This window comes from Guptibacillus algicola (genome assembly GCF_020171805.1).
In the GTDB taxonomy this organism is placed as follows: Bacteria; Bacillota; Bacilli; order Bacillales; family Guptibacillaceae; genus Guptibacillus; species Guptibacillus algicola.
Genome location: NZ_JAIVAF010000003.1, coordinates 875288 through 892934 on the forward strand (window position 1 = coordinate 875288; position 17647 = coordinate 892934).

The window sequence follows — 17647 nt, forward strand, 5'->3', positions numbered from 1 at the left end:
CATGGCAGAGAAAAAATCGGCACTCGTAACAGGTGGATCTCGCGGAATCGGACGTGCGATTGCACTCGAACTTGCATCGGAAGGGATGAATGTAGCTGTTAACTATGCTGGAAGTGAAGCGAAAGCAAACGCAGTTGTAGACGAAATTAAAGCAGCTGGAGGCCATGCCATTGCAATCCAAGCAAACGTTGGGAACATGGATGAAGTCCAAGGAATGATGAAGGAAGTTATTGCTGAATTCGGAAGCCTAGAAGTATTGGTTAACAACGCAGGTATAACAAGAGATAACTTATTGATGCGTATGAAGGAACAAGAGTGGGATGACGTAATCAATACAAATCTAAAAGGTGTCTTTAACTGTACGAAATCCGTTACTCGCCAAATGATGAAACAGCGATACGGTCGCATCATTAATGTGGCTTCTGTTGTTGGTGTTGCAGGAAATGCGGGGCAGGCTAACTATGTAGCTGCAAAAGCTGGTGTAATCGGATTAACGAAAACAACAGCAAAAGAACTTGCGAGTCGTAATATTACAGTTAATGCTCTTGCGCCTGGGTTCATCGAAACGGATATGACAGACGAATTATCAGATGAAGTGAAGAGTGGAATGAAGGGGCAGATTCCTCTTGGTAGACTTGGCGCTGCAGAGGATATTGCAAAAGCAGTTAAGTTTCTGTCATCTGATGATGCGAATTATATCACCGGCCAGACGCTTCATATTGACGGTGGAATGGTAATGTAACAGAAGAGAAAAATTGTACATCTAGTTTTTTTACTTTATATATCCTATAATAGCTTGAGGGGAGGTGAGTTATAATGGCAGATACACTAGAGCGTGTAACAAAAATCATCGTAGATCGTCTTGGAGTTGAAGCAGCTGAAGTTAAACCTGAAGCTTCTTTTAAAGATGACCTTGGTGCCGATTCCCTTGATGTAGTGGAATTAGTTATGGAGCTTGAAGATGAGTTTGACATGGAAATCTCAGACGAGGACGCTGAGAAGATCGTAACAGTTGGCGATGTAATTGATTACATAAATAGCCAAAATTAATGTTCAGGATGTTCCTGGATTTGTGGATTAAGGCCCCGTAAACGCGGGGCTTTATTCCCTTTGTATGTAGAAGATATTGATTAGTCGTGGAGGTATCTATGTCCAAATCACACAAACACTCACATAAAACAAAAAGACGTTTTAAGCCTAAGCATTCACGACAACTCGTGGTTGGGGACACTGAGAAAGAAAAGTTCGCTTTGTTTCTTAAGGAAATCAATGTTTCCTTTAATAATGAACAACTTCTCTACCAGGCATTTACTCATTCATCGTATGTGAATGAGCATCGACTGCATCCGCAGATGGATAATGAACGTCTAGAATTTCTAGGTGATGCTGTACTTGAACTTACAATATCACGGTACCTGTTTGAAAAATATCCGAATATGAGTGAGGGAGAATTAACGAAGCTAAGGGCTGCCATCGTGTGTGAGCCATCGCTTGTCCAATTCGCTAACGATCTCAATTTCGGACACCTTGTGCTTCTAGGTAAGGGCGAGGAAATGACGGGTGGCAGAGCAAGACCAGCGCTTCTTGCCGATGTGTTCGAATCATTTGTATGTGCATTGTATCTTGATCAAGGCATAGAAGTCGTCTTTGACTTTCTAGAGAAATTCGTCTATCCAAAAATTAACGCCGGTGCTTTTTCTCATGTGATGGATTACAAAAGCCAGCTACAAGAAGTCATTCAACGTGAAAGCCTTGGGGTCATAGACTATGTCATTACAGATGAAAAAGGGCCAGCGCATAATCGTGAATTTGCGTCCAAAGTAACACTTAACGGAGCTGACCTGGGACTTGGAGTAGGTCGATCGAAAAAAGAAGCTGAACAAAAAGCTGCCGAACAAGCGCTTCTTAACTTAAAAGAACGTAATGAAAAAGAATCCTGATGTACAGGATTCTTTTTACTTATGTGCTGTTTTCAATTTAAGCAGTACGTAGTTTACCTAGTTCTGCTAGTAACGCCTGCATTTCACCTGGTGTTAGCGAATCTTTTTTATTGACCATCGTATAGATTTCGTGAATGTCTTCATAAGTAGAGAGGTCAAAAGATTCTGGTTTGATCATGGAAGAGTTAATGACTTGAAGCTTTTCTTTAATGCCTTCAACCATAAACGTAAGGTTTTCTTCTGTCTTGTTAGATAGATCCATTCGTACCACCTGCCTTTTTGCACAATCTGTCTGCTCTGACCCAATATTTTAGTGAAAGGTCATTTTGAGCTTTTATTATTGTAACATGGATAACGCCTTGTATCGTAGGCTATAGGAATTTATGATAAAATAAGGCAGTTAGTGCTAGCATTGCATAACTTTTTACTTACATAGATATGAAACAGATGAGGGGGAAAAATTGATGTTCCTCAAACGATTAGATGTAGTCGGCTTTAAATCATTTGCCGATCGAATTTCAGTTGAGTTTGTTCCAGGAGTTACATCAGTTGTCGGTCCTAACGGGAGCGGCAAAAGTAATATAAATGATGCCATTCGATGGGTGCTAGGTGAGCAATCTGCCAGGTCACTCAGAGGATCGAAGATGGAAGATATCATCTTCTCAGGAAGTGAATCTCGTAAGGCGGTGAACCTTGCGGAAGTAACGTTAACATTAGATAATCATAATCAATACCTTCCTATAGAATATAACGAAGTAAGCGTAACTAGGAGAGTGTACCGCTCTGGTGATAGTGAATATCTGTTGAATAACCAGACGTGCAGGCTTAAAGATATCATAGAGTTATTTATGGACTCAGGGCTTGGGAAAGAATCGTTTTCCATTATTGGACAGGGAAGGATCGAAGAGATCCTGAGCAGCAAGTCTGAAGAGCGCAGGAAAATATTCGAAGAGGCAGCAGGAGTTTTGAAATACAAGACTCGAAAACATAAAGCGGAAGCTAGATTAAAAGAAACGGCCGATAACCTTTATCGTGTGGAAGATATCCTTTATGAACTAGAAGATCAGGTGGAGCCTCTAAGAATCCAAGCGTCCATTGCAAAAGACTACCTTGAGAAAAGGGAAGAGCTAGAGAAGATCGAAACCGCTCTTACCGTTCACGAAATTGAGGAGTTTCATGCCGCATGGAAGAAAAAATCTGCTGAATTAGACGATTTGAAACAGAAAGAGCATGAAGTCTCAGAAGCCGTTCAAGTAAAGAAGCAGGAGCTCGAGGAGGCGAAACAAGAACTCCTCTCTGCAGAAACTAATATCGAACGTTTTCAACAAACCCTTTTAGATACGAGTGAAGAGCTTGAAAAGCTAGAAGGTAAAAGGGAAGTCCTGAAAGAACGAAAGAAGAATGCTCATCAAAACAGAGAGAACCTAAAAGAACGAATTAGCTTTCTGCAAGAAAAGAAAAGCTATTATGAAAAAGAGATCGCTCATCATCGTAGTCGTTTTGAACGCCAGAAGAGTGAGTTAGCCGAGTTGAAAAACCAGCTGAAGAAAGAAACTGAGCTTCTTGCAGATGTTGAGCAGGACATCGAACAAGAACTAGATCGCATGAAATCAGATTACTTCGAGCTGTTGAACGAGCAAGCATCGATTCGAAACGAAAATCGCTATCTTCAAGATCAGCTGACTGTTCTCTCGCAGCGTAAGAAACGATTAGATGATGACAACCACAAGTTCATTCAGCAACGAACGGTTGTTGATGAGAAAAAGAATGAAATCTCGAATCAACTTAAGGATTCGAAGAAGAAGCTTGAAGCTCATGTTTCAGCATTTTATAAAAGCAAGCATGATGTTGAAGAAAAGAAAAAAGCTCTCGGTGAAAAAGAATCGAAGCTCTATCAAGCGTATCAATATATTCAGCAGCACCGCTCGAAGAAACAGATGCTTGAAGAAATGCAGGAAGATTATGCTGGGTTCTACCAAGGGGTAAAAGAAGTACTGAAGGCAAGAAATGACCTTGAAGGAATAGAAGGTGCTGTCGCTGAACTAATCACGGTACCGAAACAAGTAGAAACCGCGATTGAAACAGCTCTTGGTGGAGCTATGCAAAGTGTAGTTGTCTCCGATGAACGAGCTGGTCGAGGAGCGATCGCGTTCTTAAAGAAAAACCGATCTGGCCGAGCGACTTTCCTTCCATTAACGGTCATTAAGTCTAGAAAGATCTCTGGTTATGATTTAGAACGTGTAAAAAAACACGAAGCCTTTGTCGGTGTAGCTTCGGATTTAATTCAATTTGAACAAAAGTATTCTAACGTCTTAGAGAACCTGTTAGGATCTGTCCTCGTTGCGAATGACTTGAAAGGTGCGAACGAGCTAGCAAAAATCGTTCAGTACAAAAACCGTATCGTTACGCTTGAAGGCGATGTGGTGAACCCAGGTGGTTCGATGAGTGGAGGAAGTGTGAAGCAAAAGTCTACTTCCCTATTAAGCAGGCAGCGTGAACTTGATCTGTTAGAAAGTAAACTAGCTGATATGGAAAAGAAAACGCTAGGCGTTGAAAAAGAGATCCAACATGACAAAGCTGAACTAGAGAAACTTGAAACTGAGCTTGAAACGATGAGAGAACATGGGGAGAATCTTCGACTAGAAGAGCAGTCTCTTCTTGGCGACTACAGAGGAATCGAAGGGGAAGAGCGCAACACGAACGAACGTCTTCAACTGTATGACCGTGAGAAAAGTGCGATTGAGGAAGAAAAAGAAACCCATGAGAAGCGTAGTACTTTCTTATCAGAACGTCTCGAAGCAATTACAGAGCAAGCAGAAGTGTTAGAGAAGAAAATCGAAGCTTTAACACTTAAGAAGCAATCCCAGCAAACGTCCAAAGAAACGATACAATCGGAAATCACAGAATTGAAAGTGAAGGTGGCTGAACATCAGCAGTCGTTCCAAAACCAGAAAGAAACACTCGAGAGACTATCTTCAGAACAGCAGGATACCAAGACTCAGTTGAATGAAACGACGGAAGAGCACGAGCTTCTCAATGAGGCGATGTCTTCTAATTCAACTGGGGAAGAGAAACTAGATGAGAATATACAGAAGCTTCGTGATGAAAAGGACAACCTGTTGGTGTCTCTTCAAGACGAGAGGGAAGTGAAAACATCTCGTCAACTGACCATCGAGAAGATCAGCACAGCACATGAATCGTTGATCGCAGAAGAAAAACAGTTATCTGGCCTTTTGCAGGCTGCAGAAGTACAGGTGAACCGTCTTGATGTAGAACTCGAAAACCGCCTGACGATGCTAAGTGAAGAGTATGAGTTAACGTACGAAGCCGCGAAAGAAAAGCACGTACTTACCATGGACGCGAGTGAAGCGAAGAAGAAGCTGAAGTTAATCAAGCTTGAGATCGATGAACTTGGTACGGTTAATATAGGTGCGATCGATGAGTTTGAGCGCGTGAATGAGCGTTATACATTCTTAACCGAACAGCAGAAGGATTTGTTGCAGGCGAAAGACACACTATATACTGTAATAGATGAAATGGATCAGGAAATGAAGAAACGGTTCGAAGAGACATTCACGAAGATTCGAACGCAATTCCAACAAGTGTTCAAAGAATTATTTGGAGGCGGGAAGGCGGATCTTGTATTAACCGACCCGGAAAACCTTTTATCGACTGGAGTCGATATCCTTGCCCAACCACCAGGTAAGAAGCTTCAACATCTTGCGCTCCTTTCTGGCGGTGAACGAGCATTCACAGCGATCGCTCTACTCTTTGCCATTTTGAAAGTACGCCCTGTTCCATTCTGTGTGCTAGATGAAGTAGAAGCTGCACTCGACGATGCAAATGTGAACAGGTTCGCAAGGTATTTAAAACAATTCAGTGAGAAGACGCAGTTTATCGTGATCACACACCGTAAGGGTACGATGGAAGAGTCTGACGTCCTTTATGGTGTCACCATGCAAGAGTCGGGAGTTTCAAGGCTCGTATCTGTTAGGCTTGAAGAATCAAAACAATTAATTTCGCAATAAGACAGTGGGGGTAGTTCAATGAGCTTTTTCAAAAAGTTAAAAGACAAGTTTTCGACGCAATCGGATAATGTAACAGAGAAATTTAGAGATGGACTCGAGAAAACGAGAACATCGTTTTCTACAAAAATGAATGACCTTGTGAAAAATTATCGGAAAGTCGATGAAGAATTCTTCGAAGAACTAGAAGAACTATTAATCAGTGCTGACGTTGGTGTCGCCACTGTGATGGATCTGATCGATGTTTTGAAGGATGAAGCAAGAACAAGAAACATTAAAGACACAGAAGCGCTTCAGAGTGTTATTTCTGAAAAGCTTGCTGAGCTTCTTCATAAAGATGAAGACAATTCGTTAAATGTTCAAGAAGATGAATTAACGGTCTTCTTGTTCGTTGGCGTTAACGGTGTAGGTAAAACAACGACGATCGGAAAACTTGCCCATAAATTCAAGCAAGAAAACAAGAAGGTTCTCTTAGCTGCTGGAGATACGTTTAGAGCGGGTGCGATCGAACAGCTTGACGTATGGGGCGAACGCGTAGGTGTGGATGTGGTGAAGCATCAGGCTGGTTCAGACCCAGCTGCGGTTGTGTTTGACGCCGTGAAATCTGCGAAGTCACGTAAAGCTGACATCTTACTATGTGATACGGCTGGACGCCTGCAGAACAAAGTGAACCTCATGAATGAACTTGAAAAGGTGAAGCGCGTCATCCAGAAAGAGATCCCGAATGCACCACATGAAGTCATTCTAGTGCTAGATGCAACAACTGGTCAGAATGCGATGAGTCAGGCGAAACAGTTTAGTCAATCGACTGATGTATCCGGTATTGCGCTTACGAAGCTTGACGGAACGGCGAAAGGTGGAATCGTATTAGCTATTCGACATGAGCTGGACATCCCTGTTAAGCTTGTTGGGCTTGGTGAGCAAATGGATGATTTACAGGAGTTTGACGCTGATACATTCGTCTATGGACTCTTCTCCTCGATCATCGAAGAAGATGGTGAAAATGAAGAGTAAAATCACTAAAACATTGTGTTAAGAAAAAATCTTGACAAATGATTTTACGCATAGTAGTATATTTAACGTAAAGGTGATTGCCTTAACACGAGGGGGTGCTACCAATGCTCGAAAAAACAATGCGAATGAATTCGTTATTTGACTTTTATCAGTCGCTTTTAACTCCGAAACAGCGGAATTACATGGCATTGTATTATTTGGATGATTACTCCCTTGGTGAGATCGCAGAAGAATTTCAAGTTAGCCGGCAGGCTGTCTATGATAACATTAAGCGAACGGAACAAATGATAGAAGAATATGAAGCAAAACTATTGCTATTCGAGAGGTACAACAAACGTCAAGAGCTCCTTGAGCAACTTACAAAAGTAATCAAGGAAGGAGATTCAACCTCGAACGCTCTAACATTGATACAATCTCTCGAAAAACTGGATTAGGAGGCGGCAAACATGGCATTTGAAGGTTTAGCCGACCGACTGCAAGGTACCCTGCAGAAAATTCGCGGCAAAGGGAAAGTTACTGAAGCTGACGTTAAAGAAATGATGCGTGAAGTAAGGTTAGCTTTACTTGAGGCGGATGTAAACTTTAAAGTCGTGAAGCAGTTCATTAATAAAGTGAAAGAGCGGGCTGTAGGGCAGGAAGTAATGAAAAGCCTGACGCCAGGTCAGCAGGTCATTAAGGTTGTTAATGAAGAGCTGACTGCACTTATGGGCGGAGAGCAAAGTAAGATCGCAGTATCAAACCGTCCGCCAACTGTTATTATGATGGCTGGTCTACAGGGTGCGGGTAAAACGACGACCGTCGGGAAGCTTGCAAACCACTTACGAAAGAAGCACAATCGCAAACCTTTACTCGTTGCGGCCGATATTTATCGTCCCGCTGCGATCGATCAGCTAGAAACGATCGGAAAACAGCTAAGTATGCCCGTGTTTTCAATGGGCGACCAAGTTAGTCCGGTTGAAATAGCTAGCAAAGCGATCGAAAAAGCGAAGGAAGAACATTTGGATTATGTACTGATCGATACGGCCGGTCGCCTGCATATTGATGAAAATCTTATGCAAGAGCTTAAGGACGTAAAAGAAGCAGTAACACCTGATGAAATCTTCCTAGTAGTAGACTCGATGACTGGTCAAGACGCGGTAAATGTTGCCGAAAACTTTAACGACGCACTAGATATTACTGGTGTTGTTCTTACAAAGCTTGATGGCGATACGCGTGGGGGTGCTGCACTTTCAATTAAGTCAGTTACCGACAAACCGATCAAGTTTGCTGGTATGGGTGAAAAGCTTGATGCACTCGAACCATTCCATCCTGAACGGATGGCATCCCGAATCTTAGGGATGGGAGATGTGCTGTCTCTTATCGAAAAAGCACAAACTTCAGTGGACGAAGACAAAGCAAAAGAGCTCGAGAAGAAAATGAGAACGATGAGCTTTACGTTCGATGACTTTCTCGACCAACTTGGACAGGTTCGTAGTATGGGCCCACTTGATGAATTGATGGATATGATTCCTGGGATGAACAAGAAGGCGATGAAAAACGTCAGCGTTGATGAAAAACAAATCGGTCGGGTTGAAGCAATCATTCAATCGATGACTGCTCTTGAAAAAGAACAGCCTGATGTGATCAATGCGAGCCGCAAGAAAAGAATTGCTACCGGTAGTGGCACATCTGTACAAGACGTCAACCGTCTCTTGAAGCAATTTGAAGAGATGAAGAAAATGATGAAGCAGATGACTAACATGTCCAAAGGTGGTAAGAAAAAAGGCAAGGGCATGAATTTCCCATTCATGCAATAAAAACGAAATAAATTTCCTCTGTACAAGAGTGATAATTTATGATATTATATTTATTTATGTGAGTATTTTTTGGAGGTGAAACACATGGCAGTTAAAATTCGTTTAAAGCGTATGGGTGCAAAAAGAAACCCTTATTACCGCGTAGTTGTTGCAGATTCTCGTGCTCCTCGTGACGGACGTTTCATCGAGGAAATCGGAACTTATAATCCGGTTGCTAATCCTGTTGACGTTAAACTTAACGAGGAAAAAGCTCTTGATTGGATGCTAAAAGGCGCTAAGCCTTCCGATACAGTACGTAACCTTTTCTCTAAAGAAGGTCTTATGGAAAAGCTACACAACGCAAAAAACCAAAAGTAATTTGACACCGTGGGGGAGGCTTTATAGTAAAGCCTCCTTTGGTGTATCATTTTCCATCATCTTAAAAAAGGTGGGGTTGTATGAAGGATCTAGTTGAAACGATTGTTAAAGCTCTTGTCGATCATCCTGACGAGGTTGTTGTTGAGGAACTACGTGGAGAAAAAGAGGTCACTTATAAGCTCCATGTTCATACGAATGACACTGGTAAAGTGATTGGTAAGAACGGAAAAGTAGCAAAATCCATTCGAACAGTAATGAATGCAGCTGCAGTGCAATCAAGCACGCGTGTACAGCTTGAAATCGTATAAGGGGAGGCGTACTCCTCTTTTTTGTTGTTTCATGGTGAAGTGAGGCACCGTGTTCTACATAGTTAACTTTTTTAAAAATCCCTCTATACTATGGAGGTCAATTGAAATGAACATCATAAAAAAATTCGAAGTGAAGCAGCTGTTGACGGAATCGAGTCGAGCTCTTTATATAGATAAGTGGGAAGAGGAAGTTGCTTTACTTGCTCAAGAATGTGAACAACTTCAATTTGAGAAGAAGCGATTACAGAAGAAACGGCCGTCTGATAAAGAATGGATCGCTGAGCAATTCGATAAAGAAGTTCATACAAGGAATGAGAAGATCTCACTCCTTGAATATAAAGTAGAACAAATCGAGCAGCTACCTCCTGAAAGTGAACTTCACGAAGGTGAAGTCGATGCGATTCAGAGTATCGAAGTAGGGGATGAGTGGAAAGCTGCTGAGCAAAAAGGTAAAATTATTATAAAAGATGGGATTGTAGAGAGCATAACCCCATAGTTTACATGAAAGGACATACATCATGACACAATGGTTGAATGTTGGAAAGATCGTAAATACACATGGTGTTCGAGGCGAGGTACGCGTCATTTCTAGGACGGACTTTCCGGAAGAGCGCTATGCAGAAGGAAATACGCTTTACCTATTTAAGGAAAGCGAGGAGCCGATTCAATTAGTCGTTCGCTCACACCGTAAGCACAAGCAGTTTAATCTGCTAACATTTGAAGGGTTAAACTCATTGAATGAGGTGGAGCACTTGAAAGAGGGAATCCTAAAGATTAAGGAAGAGCAGCTTGGTACGTTAGAAGACGATGAATTTTATTATCGAGATATCATTGGACTAGAAGTTCACTCAGACGAAGGGGAGTATCTAGGAAAGATTAAAGAAATTCTATCGCCTGGAGCAAACGACGTATGGGTCGTACAACAATCGAATGGTGGGAAAGATTTACTTCTTCCGTATATTTCTCAAGTGGTTAAACGCGTCGATCTCACAAAAGGTGAAGTGATTGTACATCTCATGGAAGGGCTCCGTGATTAAGATGAAGATCGATGTACTATCATTGTTTCCTGAGATGTTTACGGGAGTATTCAATCACTCTATCTTGAAGCGTGCGCAGGATAGTGGCGCTGTTTCTTACAGAGTAACGAACTTCAGAGAGTATAGTACGAATAAGCATAAGAACGTAGATGATTATCCATATGGGGGTGGAGCTGGTATGGTCCTGACTCCACAGCCTGTATTCGATGCGGTGTCATCCTTATCACAAACATCAGAAAGGCCTCCTCGCGTCGTCCTAATGTGTCCTCAAGGAGAAAGGTTCACTCAGGCTAAAGCAGAAGAGCTTGCTAGTGAAGAACACCTTATATTCGTATGTGGACACTATGAGGGGTACGATGAGAGAATTCGAGAGCACCTGATCACAGATGAAATCTCAATTGGTGACTTCGTATTGACCGGAGGCGAGCTTGCTAGCATGGTCATAATCGACAGTGTCACTAGACTGCTTCCGGGTGTCTTAGGCAATAAAAGCTCAGCACCCATGGATTCGTTCAGCAGTGGATTGCTCGAGCACCCACATTATACGCGCCCTTCATCATACGAAGGTCATGATGTTCCGGAGGTTCTCCTATCTGGAAACCATGCGGCTATCGAGAAATGGCGTTTGAAGGAATCCCTAAGACGAACGTGGACAAGGCGACCAGATTTACTTGAATCTAAAGAGCTTTCAAAAGAAGAGCAGAAACTTCTTAACGAAATTAAAGAAGAATCTAATTGATTCTCCCTTGTAATCTAAAACCTGCTATGCTATGATATTTTTTGTGGCATTAGTCATGAATTACGATGTTCCGCTGTAATGCACCATTATTTATAAGAGCATCTGTGTGGAAGGAGGGTTACTTGATGCACAAGTTAATCCAGGAAATCACAAAAGAACAGCTTAAGTCGGATCTTCCGAATTTCCGACCAGGGGATACTGTTAAAGTTCACGTTAAAGTTGTCGAAGGCACTCGTGAGCGTATTCAGGTATTCGAAGGTGTTGTGATTAAACGACGTGGTGGCGGAATTAGCGAAACATTCACAGTACGTAAGATTTCTTACGGAACTGGAGTTGAGCGTACATTCCCTGTACATTCACCAAAAGTTGCTAAGCTTGAGGTAGTTCGTCGCGGTAAAGTTCGCCGTGCTAAGCTATACTACTTGCGTGCACTTCGTGGTAAAGCCGCTCGTATTAAAGAAATTCGATAATAATGTTATCTATGAAAAAGGAGCTTGCGTTGTCAGGCTCCTTTTTTCTATTCTATTGGATGTCCACACACATATTGCTGTGGTAAAATATACGGTACATATAGGTAAGTTTGTGAGCGGTTATTAAGGGGAATTATTGATTCCGGAAATATCCATCATAGGAGGAGAACGAACATGGGCAGTCAGAAAACAGGGGAGAAAAAAGATTCTTGGGATTGGATAAAGGCGCTCGTTATCGCTTTTATTCTCGCTGGAGCTGTTCGTTATTTTATATTCGCTCCCATCGTTGTAGACGGGGAGAGCATGATGCCAACATTACATGATCGTGATCGAATGATTGTTAACAAGATAAGTTATAATATTGGTGAACCTGAACGCTTTGATATCATAGTCTTTGAAGCTTTAGAAGGAAGAGATTATATTAAGCGGGTTATTGGTTTACCTGGAGATGAAATCGAGTATAAAGACGACAATCTCTATGTGAACGGTGAGCTTATAAAGGAACCATACCTTGATACAGCAAAGAATGATTTACTTTCAGGTAATTTAACGTATGACTTTGATCTGAACGGCTTAACGGGTAAGACGACTGTTCCAGAAGGTCACTTATTCGTTATGGGAGATAACCGTCAACATAGTAAGGACAGCCGCTCGATCGGTTTTGTGTCTAAAGATAAAGTTATTGGTGAGGCTAACATCGTATTCTGGCCTCTTACAGATATTCAAGTAATGGAATAGGTGGAGATTGCATGACGATTCAATGGTTTCCCGGTCATATGGCCAAAGCACGTAGGGAGATAACCGAAAAGCTTAAAATGATTGATGTAGTAATTGAACTTGTGGATGCCAGAATTCCACTATCTTCTCGTAACCCAATGATCGACGAGATCGTTTCTTCTAAACCGAGGCTTATCCTCTTAAATAAAGCTGATATGGCGGATGATCAGAAAACAGCGGAATGGAAAGAGTATTTCCACGAGCAAGGTCATAAAGCGCTTCCGATAGACTCTCAGACAGGTAAAGGTGTAAAATCGATTCCTGCTGCAGCGAGAGAACTCGTTAGTGATAAGCTCGAACGTATGGTAGAAAAGGGAATGAAGCCGCGCGCAGTGCGTGCGTTGATTCTTGGTATCCCGAACGTTGGAAAGTCTACATTGATCAATAGGCTTGCGGGGAAGAAAATCGCCAAAACAGGTGATCGACCAGGTATAACGAAGAAACAACAGTGGATAAAAGTAGGAAAAGAGATGGACCTACTCGATACACCAGGTATCCTCTGGCCAAAGTTTGAAGATCAGAAAACAGGTTATAAGCTTGCTGCAACCGGTGCGATTAAAGATGAAATATTAGACTTTCAAGATGTTGCCGTATTTACTCTTAATTTTCTCAGTGAGCACTATCCAAACAGACTAATGGAACGTTATAAGTTAGATCATATCCCAGAAGATATCGTAGAATTATTTGACGAGATTGGTAAAAAGCGAGGCTTTTTATTAGGCGGTGGCTGGATCGATTATGACAAGACTGCTGAAACAGTTCTAAGGGAACTGCGAAGCGGAAAACTTGGCGATCTTACTCTCGAGACACCTACTGAGGAAAGGTAAGGCGAAGCCTTGCCTTTTTATTATTTTTAAGTAAAGAAAGAGGGAACGTTGTGAGCGGAAATCCGAAGAAAACGATTAGTGAAATTAAGGAGATCCTCTTAGAGGGGCGGTATTCAGAAGAAGATTGGATTGCGTTTCAGCGTGATGAGCGAAAAGGTGTGAAAGATCTTATAGCAAAAGAGCTCAGAAAGAAAGCGCAATTCGAAAAAGTCATTCAGTTACATAATGATATGAGCGTCTTTGAAAAGCGGTACAACGATTCTGGCTTCAAAGCAATAGCAGGAGTCGATGAAGTGGGAAGAGGGCCGTTAGCAGGGCCTGTAGTGGCTTCTGCGGTGATATTAGATGTGAAGAAACCGATTTATGGTCTTCAAGACTCCAAAAAGCTGTCAACACCAAAGCTGAATGAATTATATGATGCCATTCTTGAAAAGGCTATTTCAGTTGGAGTAGGCGTTATGAGTGCTGAAGAAATCGATGAGTTCAATATCTATCAGGCATCAAAAAAGGCTATGCAAAAAGCGGTTGCCGCTCTTTCTCACTCACCTGACTTTTTACTTGTGGACGCTATGGAGCTCCCACTTCCGGTAGAGCAAGAGTCTCTAATAAAAGGGGACGCAAGGAGTATTAGCATCGCAGCTGCATCGATCGTAGCGAAGGTTACGCGTGACCGTATGATGGAAAAGCTCGGAGGCAAATATCCCGAGTATGGATTTGAAAGACATGTAGGGTATGGTACGAAAGAACATTTATCCGCTCTTGATCAGCATGGTGTGACCGACGTGCATCGGAAAACGTTTGCGCCAGTAAGAGAACGATTGGGCATGTTTTGATGAATGAATACCATTAGATTGTTGATACTATGATTATTCTACTGAGAAGGAGAAGAGCCAAGTGAATGATCGATTACACCCCGAGAAAAGTGACTCGTATTATGAAGAAGCTGGTGAGGAGTTCGGCGTCTACACGCCTGCTGCAGCAAGAGAGTTAACTGTGACTGATCACCAGAAGCGTGAGCAGGAAAAGAAATCGCCTGGTGAAAAAGAGCAGGAAGACCGCAAATAATACGCAGGGCAGACTGTCGAGAGAACCTCGGCAGTTTTTTATGATTGAGATAAAACGTAAAAAAGAAGCAAACATTCGTTATATTCCTTTATTAATTTACTGTAAAGAATAGGTACTTTGTGCAAAGGGGTAGACAAGCGGTGGGAATTTTCTATACAATGAAAACGTCGTCAATGACTTGATTGAGTAGGATAGGAGGACAAGAGAATGAATATCCATGAGTATCAGGGAAAAGAAGTCCTAAGAAATTATGGGGTCTCAGTCCCAAATGGACAAGTTGCTTATTCCGCTAAAGAAGCGGTAGATGTTGCTAAACAATTAGAAAGCAGCGTTTATGTAGTGAAAGCTCAAATCCATGCTGGTGGTCGAGGCAAAGCCGGTGGGGTAAAGATTGCAAAGAACCTCGACGAAGTTCGTACATATGCTGAGGAAATCCTCGGTAAAACACTCGTTACTCATCAAACGGGTCCTGAAGGTAAGGAAGTAAAGCGCTTACTTATCGAAGAAGGTTGCGATATTAAGAATGAATATTATGTTGGATTAGTTGTCGATCGTGCGACTTCTCGCGTAGTTATGATGGCCTCTGAAGAAGGCGGAACTGAAATTGAAGAAGTAGCAGAAAAGACACCAGAGAAAATCTTCAAAGAAGTGATCGATCCTGCTGTAGGTCTTCAAGGCTACCAAGCTAGAAGACTAGCATTCAACATCAACATTCCAAAAGAAATGTTGAATAAGACAGTGAAGTTCATGCTTGGTCTTTACAAAGCCTTCATTGAAAAAGACGCTTCTATTGCTGAAATCAACCCGCTAGTTACTACGGGTGATGGCAATGTAATGGCGCTCGATGCAAAGCTTAACTTTGATCCAAATGCGCTTTATCGCCATAAGGATATCCTTGAGCTGCGTGACCTTGATGAAGAGGATGCGAAGGAAATTGAAGCTTCAAAATACGAGCTCAGCTATATTGCTCTAGAAGGTAATATCGGTTGTATGGTAAATGGCGCAGGTCTTGCTATGTCTACAATGGATATTATTAAACATTATGGCGGCGATCCCGCTAACTTTCTTGACGTTGGGGGCGGCGCAACTGCTGAGAAAGTTACAGAAGCATTCAAGATCATCCTTTCTGATCAGAATGTTAAAGGTATCTACGTAAACATCTTCGGTGGAATCATGAAGTGTGATGTTATTGCTGAAGGTGTAGTCGAAGCGACGAAGCAAGTTGGGCTTGAAATTCCGCTTGTCGTTCGACTAGAAGGTACAAACGTTGATCTAGGGAAACAAATCCTTAAAGATTCAGGTTTAAATATAACTGCAGCTGAATCAATGGCAGACGGCGCAGAAAAAATTGTTTCATTAGTTAAGTAGAAAGGCGGGACTAGGAATGAGCGTTTACATTAATAAAGATACAAAAGTTATCGTTCAAGGTATTACCGGTTCAGTTGGTTTATTTCATACTCAACAGATGCTAGAGTATGGTACTAAAATCGTAGGTGGGGTAACACCAGGAAAAGGCGGAACAGAAATCGAAGGCGTTCCGGTTTTCAATACGGTTGAACAAGCTGTTAATCAAACAGGCGCTACAGCGTCAGTAATCTATGTGCCACCTGCATTTGCTGCAGATGCAATCATGGAAGCTGTTGATGCTGAAATGGATATCGCGATCTGTATTACAGAGGGTATTCCTGTAATCGATATGGTGAAGGTAACTCGTTATATGGAAGGGAAGAAAACCCGTCTTGTTGGACCGAACTGTCCTGGTGTTATTACGCCGGATGAGTGTAAGATTGGGATCATGCCTGGATATATCCATAAGAAAGGCCATGTAGGAGTTGTCTCCCGTTCTGGTACGTTGACGTACGAAGCTGTGCATCAGCTATCTGAAGCAGGAATTGGACAATCTACTGCAGTAGGTATCGGAGGCGACCCAGTTAACGGTACGAACTTTATCGATGTATTGAAAGCATTTAATGAAGATGAAGATACGTATGCAGTTATCATGATCGGTGAGATCGGTGGTACGGCTGAAGAAGAAGCAGCAGAGTGGGTTAAAGCAAACATGACGAAGCCTGTTGTTGGCTTTATCGGCGGTCAAACAGCACCTCCAGGAAAACGTATGGGCCATGCTGGTGCCATTATCTCTGGTGGTAAAGGTACTGCTGACGAGAAGATCAAAACGATGGAATCAGCAGGCATCAAAGTTGCTCCTACTCCTGCAGTAATGGGTGATACACTGATTTCAGTTTTAGAAACAAAAGGCTTGCTAGAGAAATGTACAACACATAAGGCGTAAAGGTAATAGCTCCCGGTCGGGAGCTATTTCTCTTATACATAAAAAATAGCATAAATTTTTTGATTGGAGAGAAGTGTAGTGAGGACGTTCAGAAGCAGGCTGATCCAACTACATCATTGTGAAGGCGCAAACTGGAAAGTGATCCGATCTTTTTTAACATTTGACCCCACGCTTCAAAGCATATATGATATGTCTGCTGTTACGTTAACGAATTTTGGGCTTGATTTTCGAAGTGCATCTCGCTTTTATCGTGATTTGCATGTGACGAAACCATGGAAGATAAATGGATTCGGTGAAATGAAAGTCATCACACGTTTTGATGAAGAATACCCAAAAAGTTTGACGCATATTTATGATGCACCGTGGGTCATCTACTGTATTGGAAACATTCGTTTACTCAACACACCAAGTTTGAGTGTCGTAGGGACTCGTTATCCGTCCTCACATGCAGAGGCTTGTATGGGCGTTGTACTGACTCCAGTTGTACAACAGAACATTACAGTAGTCAGTGGTCTAGCACGTGGTGTGGATACACTGGCTCATCGTCTAGCACTTCGTCACCGATCAGGAACAGTTGCTGTACTAGGTTCTGGGTTCAAACATATTTATCCTAGAGAAAACATAGAGCTTGCAACCGATATCGCGAAGGATGGATTGCTCTTAACTGAGTATCCGCCTCACCGTAAGGCGGAACGAATTCAGTTTCCAGAGCGAAATCGCATTATAAGCGGATTATCAAAAGGTACATTTATTGTGGAAGCGAAAAAGAAAAGTGGTTCTCTCATAACAGCAGATCAAGCAATTGAACAAGGTCGGGATGTCTATTGTCTCCCTGGAAGGTTGACAGACATGAATTCAGTGGGGACGAACCGATTGATTCAACAAGGTGCAAAACTCATATTAAATAGCGAAGATATCCTTTCTGAGTACGATGAATTTCAAGAAAAAGTAGTTAGCACTATTTGACAAAAGAGTTTTGAATATTTAATAATGGTGAAG

The 17647-nt window shown here is 42.1% G+C and carries 21 protein-coding genes; 20 read left to right on the plus strand and 1 reads right to left on the minus strand.

Going from position 1 to position 17647, the window contains the following annotated elements; translation table 11 throughout:
• The first annotated feature begins 1 nt into the window (after position 1).
• From fabG to rnc, 3 genes are all read left to right on the plus strand, one after another.
• Positions 2–742: a 3-oxoacyl-[acyl-carrier-protein] reductase gene (gene fabG, locus LCM09_RS12105; protein ID WP_224882058.1), complete on the plus strand. Its 741-nt coding sequence runs from the start codon at positions 2–4 to the stop codon at positions 740–742.
• 74 nt (positions 743–816) lie between these two features.
• Positions 817–1050 carry an acyl carrier protein gene (acpP, locus tag LCM09_RS12110; protein WP_224882060.1) on the plus strand — a complete coding sequence of 78 codons (234 nt, stop codon included), beginning with the start codon at positions 817–819 and terminating at the stop codon, positions 1048–1050.
• Positions 1051–1148: 98 nt separating this feature from the next.
• Entirely contained in the window at positions 1149–1940 is a 792-nt protein-coding gene (gene rnc / locus LCM09_RS12115) for a ribonuclease III (protein ID WP_318246511.1), read from the plus strand.
• Positions 1941–1977: 37 nt separating this feature from the next.
• Here rnc and LCM09_RS12120 read toward each other — a convergent pair whose 3' ends face one another.
• A complete protein-coding gene (locus LCM09_RS12120) occupies positions 1978–2202 on the minus strand; it encodes a DUF1128 domain-containing protein (RefSeq protein ID WP_224882062.1) in 225 nt (74 codons plus the stop codon).
• A 202-nt stretch (positions 2203–2404) separates the two neighbouring features.
• Here LCM09_RS12120 and smc point away from each other — a divergent pair, with 202 nt between their 5' ends.
• The 17 genes from smc (at position 2405) to dprA (ending at position 17614) form a co-directional block, all read left to right on the plus strand.
• Complete coding sequence (gene smc, locus LCM09_RS12125) at positions 2405–5968, plus strand: chromosome segregation protein SMC (protein WP_224882068.1); 3564 nt, start codon at positions 2405–2407, stop codon at positions 5966–5968.
• Between the two features lie 18 nt (positions 5969–5986).
• Positions 5987–6979, plus strand: a complete 993-nt coding sequence (ftsY, locus tag LCM09_RS12130; protein ID WP_224882072.1) for a signal recognition particle-docking protein FtsY — start codon at positions 5987–5989, stop codon at positions 6977–6979.
• Between the two features lie 104 nt (positions 6980–7083).
• A complete protein-coding gene (locus LCM09_RS12135; protein WP_224882073.1) occupies positions 7084–7413 on the plus strand; it encodes a putative DNA-binding protein in 330 nt (109 codons plus the stop codon).
• A gap of 12 nt (positions 7414–7425) precedes the next feature.
• Positions 7426–8775, plus strand: coding sequence for a signal recognition particle protein (gene ffh / locus LCM09_RS12140; RefSeq protein ID WP_224882074.1), 1350 nt, complete (start codon positions 7426–7428; stop codon positions 8773–8775).
• Between the two features lie 84 nt (positions 8776–8859).
• Complete coding sequence (rpsP, locus tag LCM09_RS12145; protein WP_224882076.1) at positions 8860–9132, plus strand: 30S ribosomal protein S16; 273 nt, start codon at positions 8860–8862, stop codon at positions 9130–9132.
• 80 nt (positions 9133–9212) lie between these two features.
• Positions 9213–9440: a KH domain-containing protein gene (locus LCM09_RS12150; RefSeq protein ID WP_224882078.1), complete on the plus strand. Its 228-nt coding sequence runs from the start codon at positions 9213–9215 to the stop codon at positions 9438–9440.
• A gap of 106 nt (positions 9441–9546) precedes the next feature.
• Positions 9547–9936: a YlqD family protein gene (locus LCM09_RS12155; RefSeq protein WP_224882080.1), complete on the plus strand. Its 390-nt coding sequence runs from the start codon at positions 9547–9549 to the stop codon at positions 9934–9936.
• Positions 9937–9958: 22 nt separating this feature from the next.
• Entirely contained in the window at positions 9959–10477 is a 519-nt protein-coding gene (rimM, locus tag LCM09_RS12160; RefSeq protein ID WP_224882089.1) for a ribosome maturation factor RimM, read from the plus strand.
• 1 nt (position 10478) lies between these two features.
• Entirely contained in the window at positions 10479–11216 is a 738-nt protein-coding gene (gene trmD, locus LCM09_RS12165; protein WP_224883004.1) for a tRNA (guanosine(37)-N1)-methyltransferase TrmD, read from the plus strand.
• A 125-nt stretch (positions 11217–11341) separates the two neighbouring features.
• Complete coding sequence (gene rplS / locus LCM09_RS12170) at positions 11342–11686, plus strand: 50S ribosomal protein L19 (protein WP_224882090.1); 345 nt, start codon at positions 11342–11344, stop codon at positions 11684–11686.
• Between the two features lie 174 nt (positions 11687–11860).
• Complete coding sequence (lepB, locus tag LCM09_RS12175; protein ID WP_224882092.1) at positions 11861–12424, plus strand: signal peptidase I; 564 nt, start codon at positions 11861–11863, stop codon at positions 12422–12424.
• Between the two features lie 11 nt (positions 12425–12435).
• Positions 12436–13290: a ribosome biogenesis GTPase YlqF gene (ylqF, locus tag LCM09_RS12180; RefSeq protein ID WP_224882094.1), complete on the plus strand. Its 855-nt coding sequence runs from the start codon at positions 12436–12438 to the stop codon at positions 13288–13290.
• Between the two features lie 50 nt (positions 13291–13340).
• Entirely contained in the window at positions 13341–14123 is a 783-nt protein-coding gene (gene rnhB, locus LCM09_RS12185; RefSeq protein ID WP_224882096.1) for a ribonuclease HII, read from the plus strand.
• A 61-nt stretch (positions 14124–14184) separates the two neighbouring features.
• A complete protein-coding gene (locus tag LCM09_RS12190; protein WP_224882098.1) occupies positions 14185–14355 on the plus strand; it encodes a hypothetical protein in 171 nt (56 codons plus the stop codon).
• Between the two features lie 207 nt (positions 14356–14562).
• On the plus strand, positions 14563–15723 hold the full coding sequence (gene sucC, locus LCM09_RS12195; RefSeq protein ID WP_224882100.1) for an ADP-forming succinate--CoA ligase subunit beta: 1161 nt from the start codon (positions 14563–14565) through the stop codon (positions 15721–15723).
• Positions 15724–15739: 16 nt separating this feature from the next.
• Entirely contained in the window at positions 15740–16648 is a 909-nt protein-coding gene (sucD, locus tag LCM09_RS12200; protein WP_224882102.1) for a succinate--CoA ligase subunit alpha, read from the plus strand.
• A gap of 189 nt (positions 16649–16837) precedes the next feature.
• On the plus strand, positions 16838–17614 hold the full coding sequence (gene dprA, locus LCM09_RS12205; protein ID WP_224882110.1) for a DNA-processing protein DprA: 777 nt from the start codon (positions 16838–16840) through the stop codon (positions 17612–17614).
• Positions 17615–17647 lie beyond the last annotated feature (33 nt).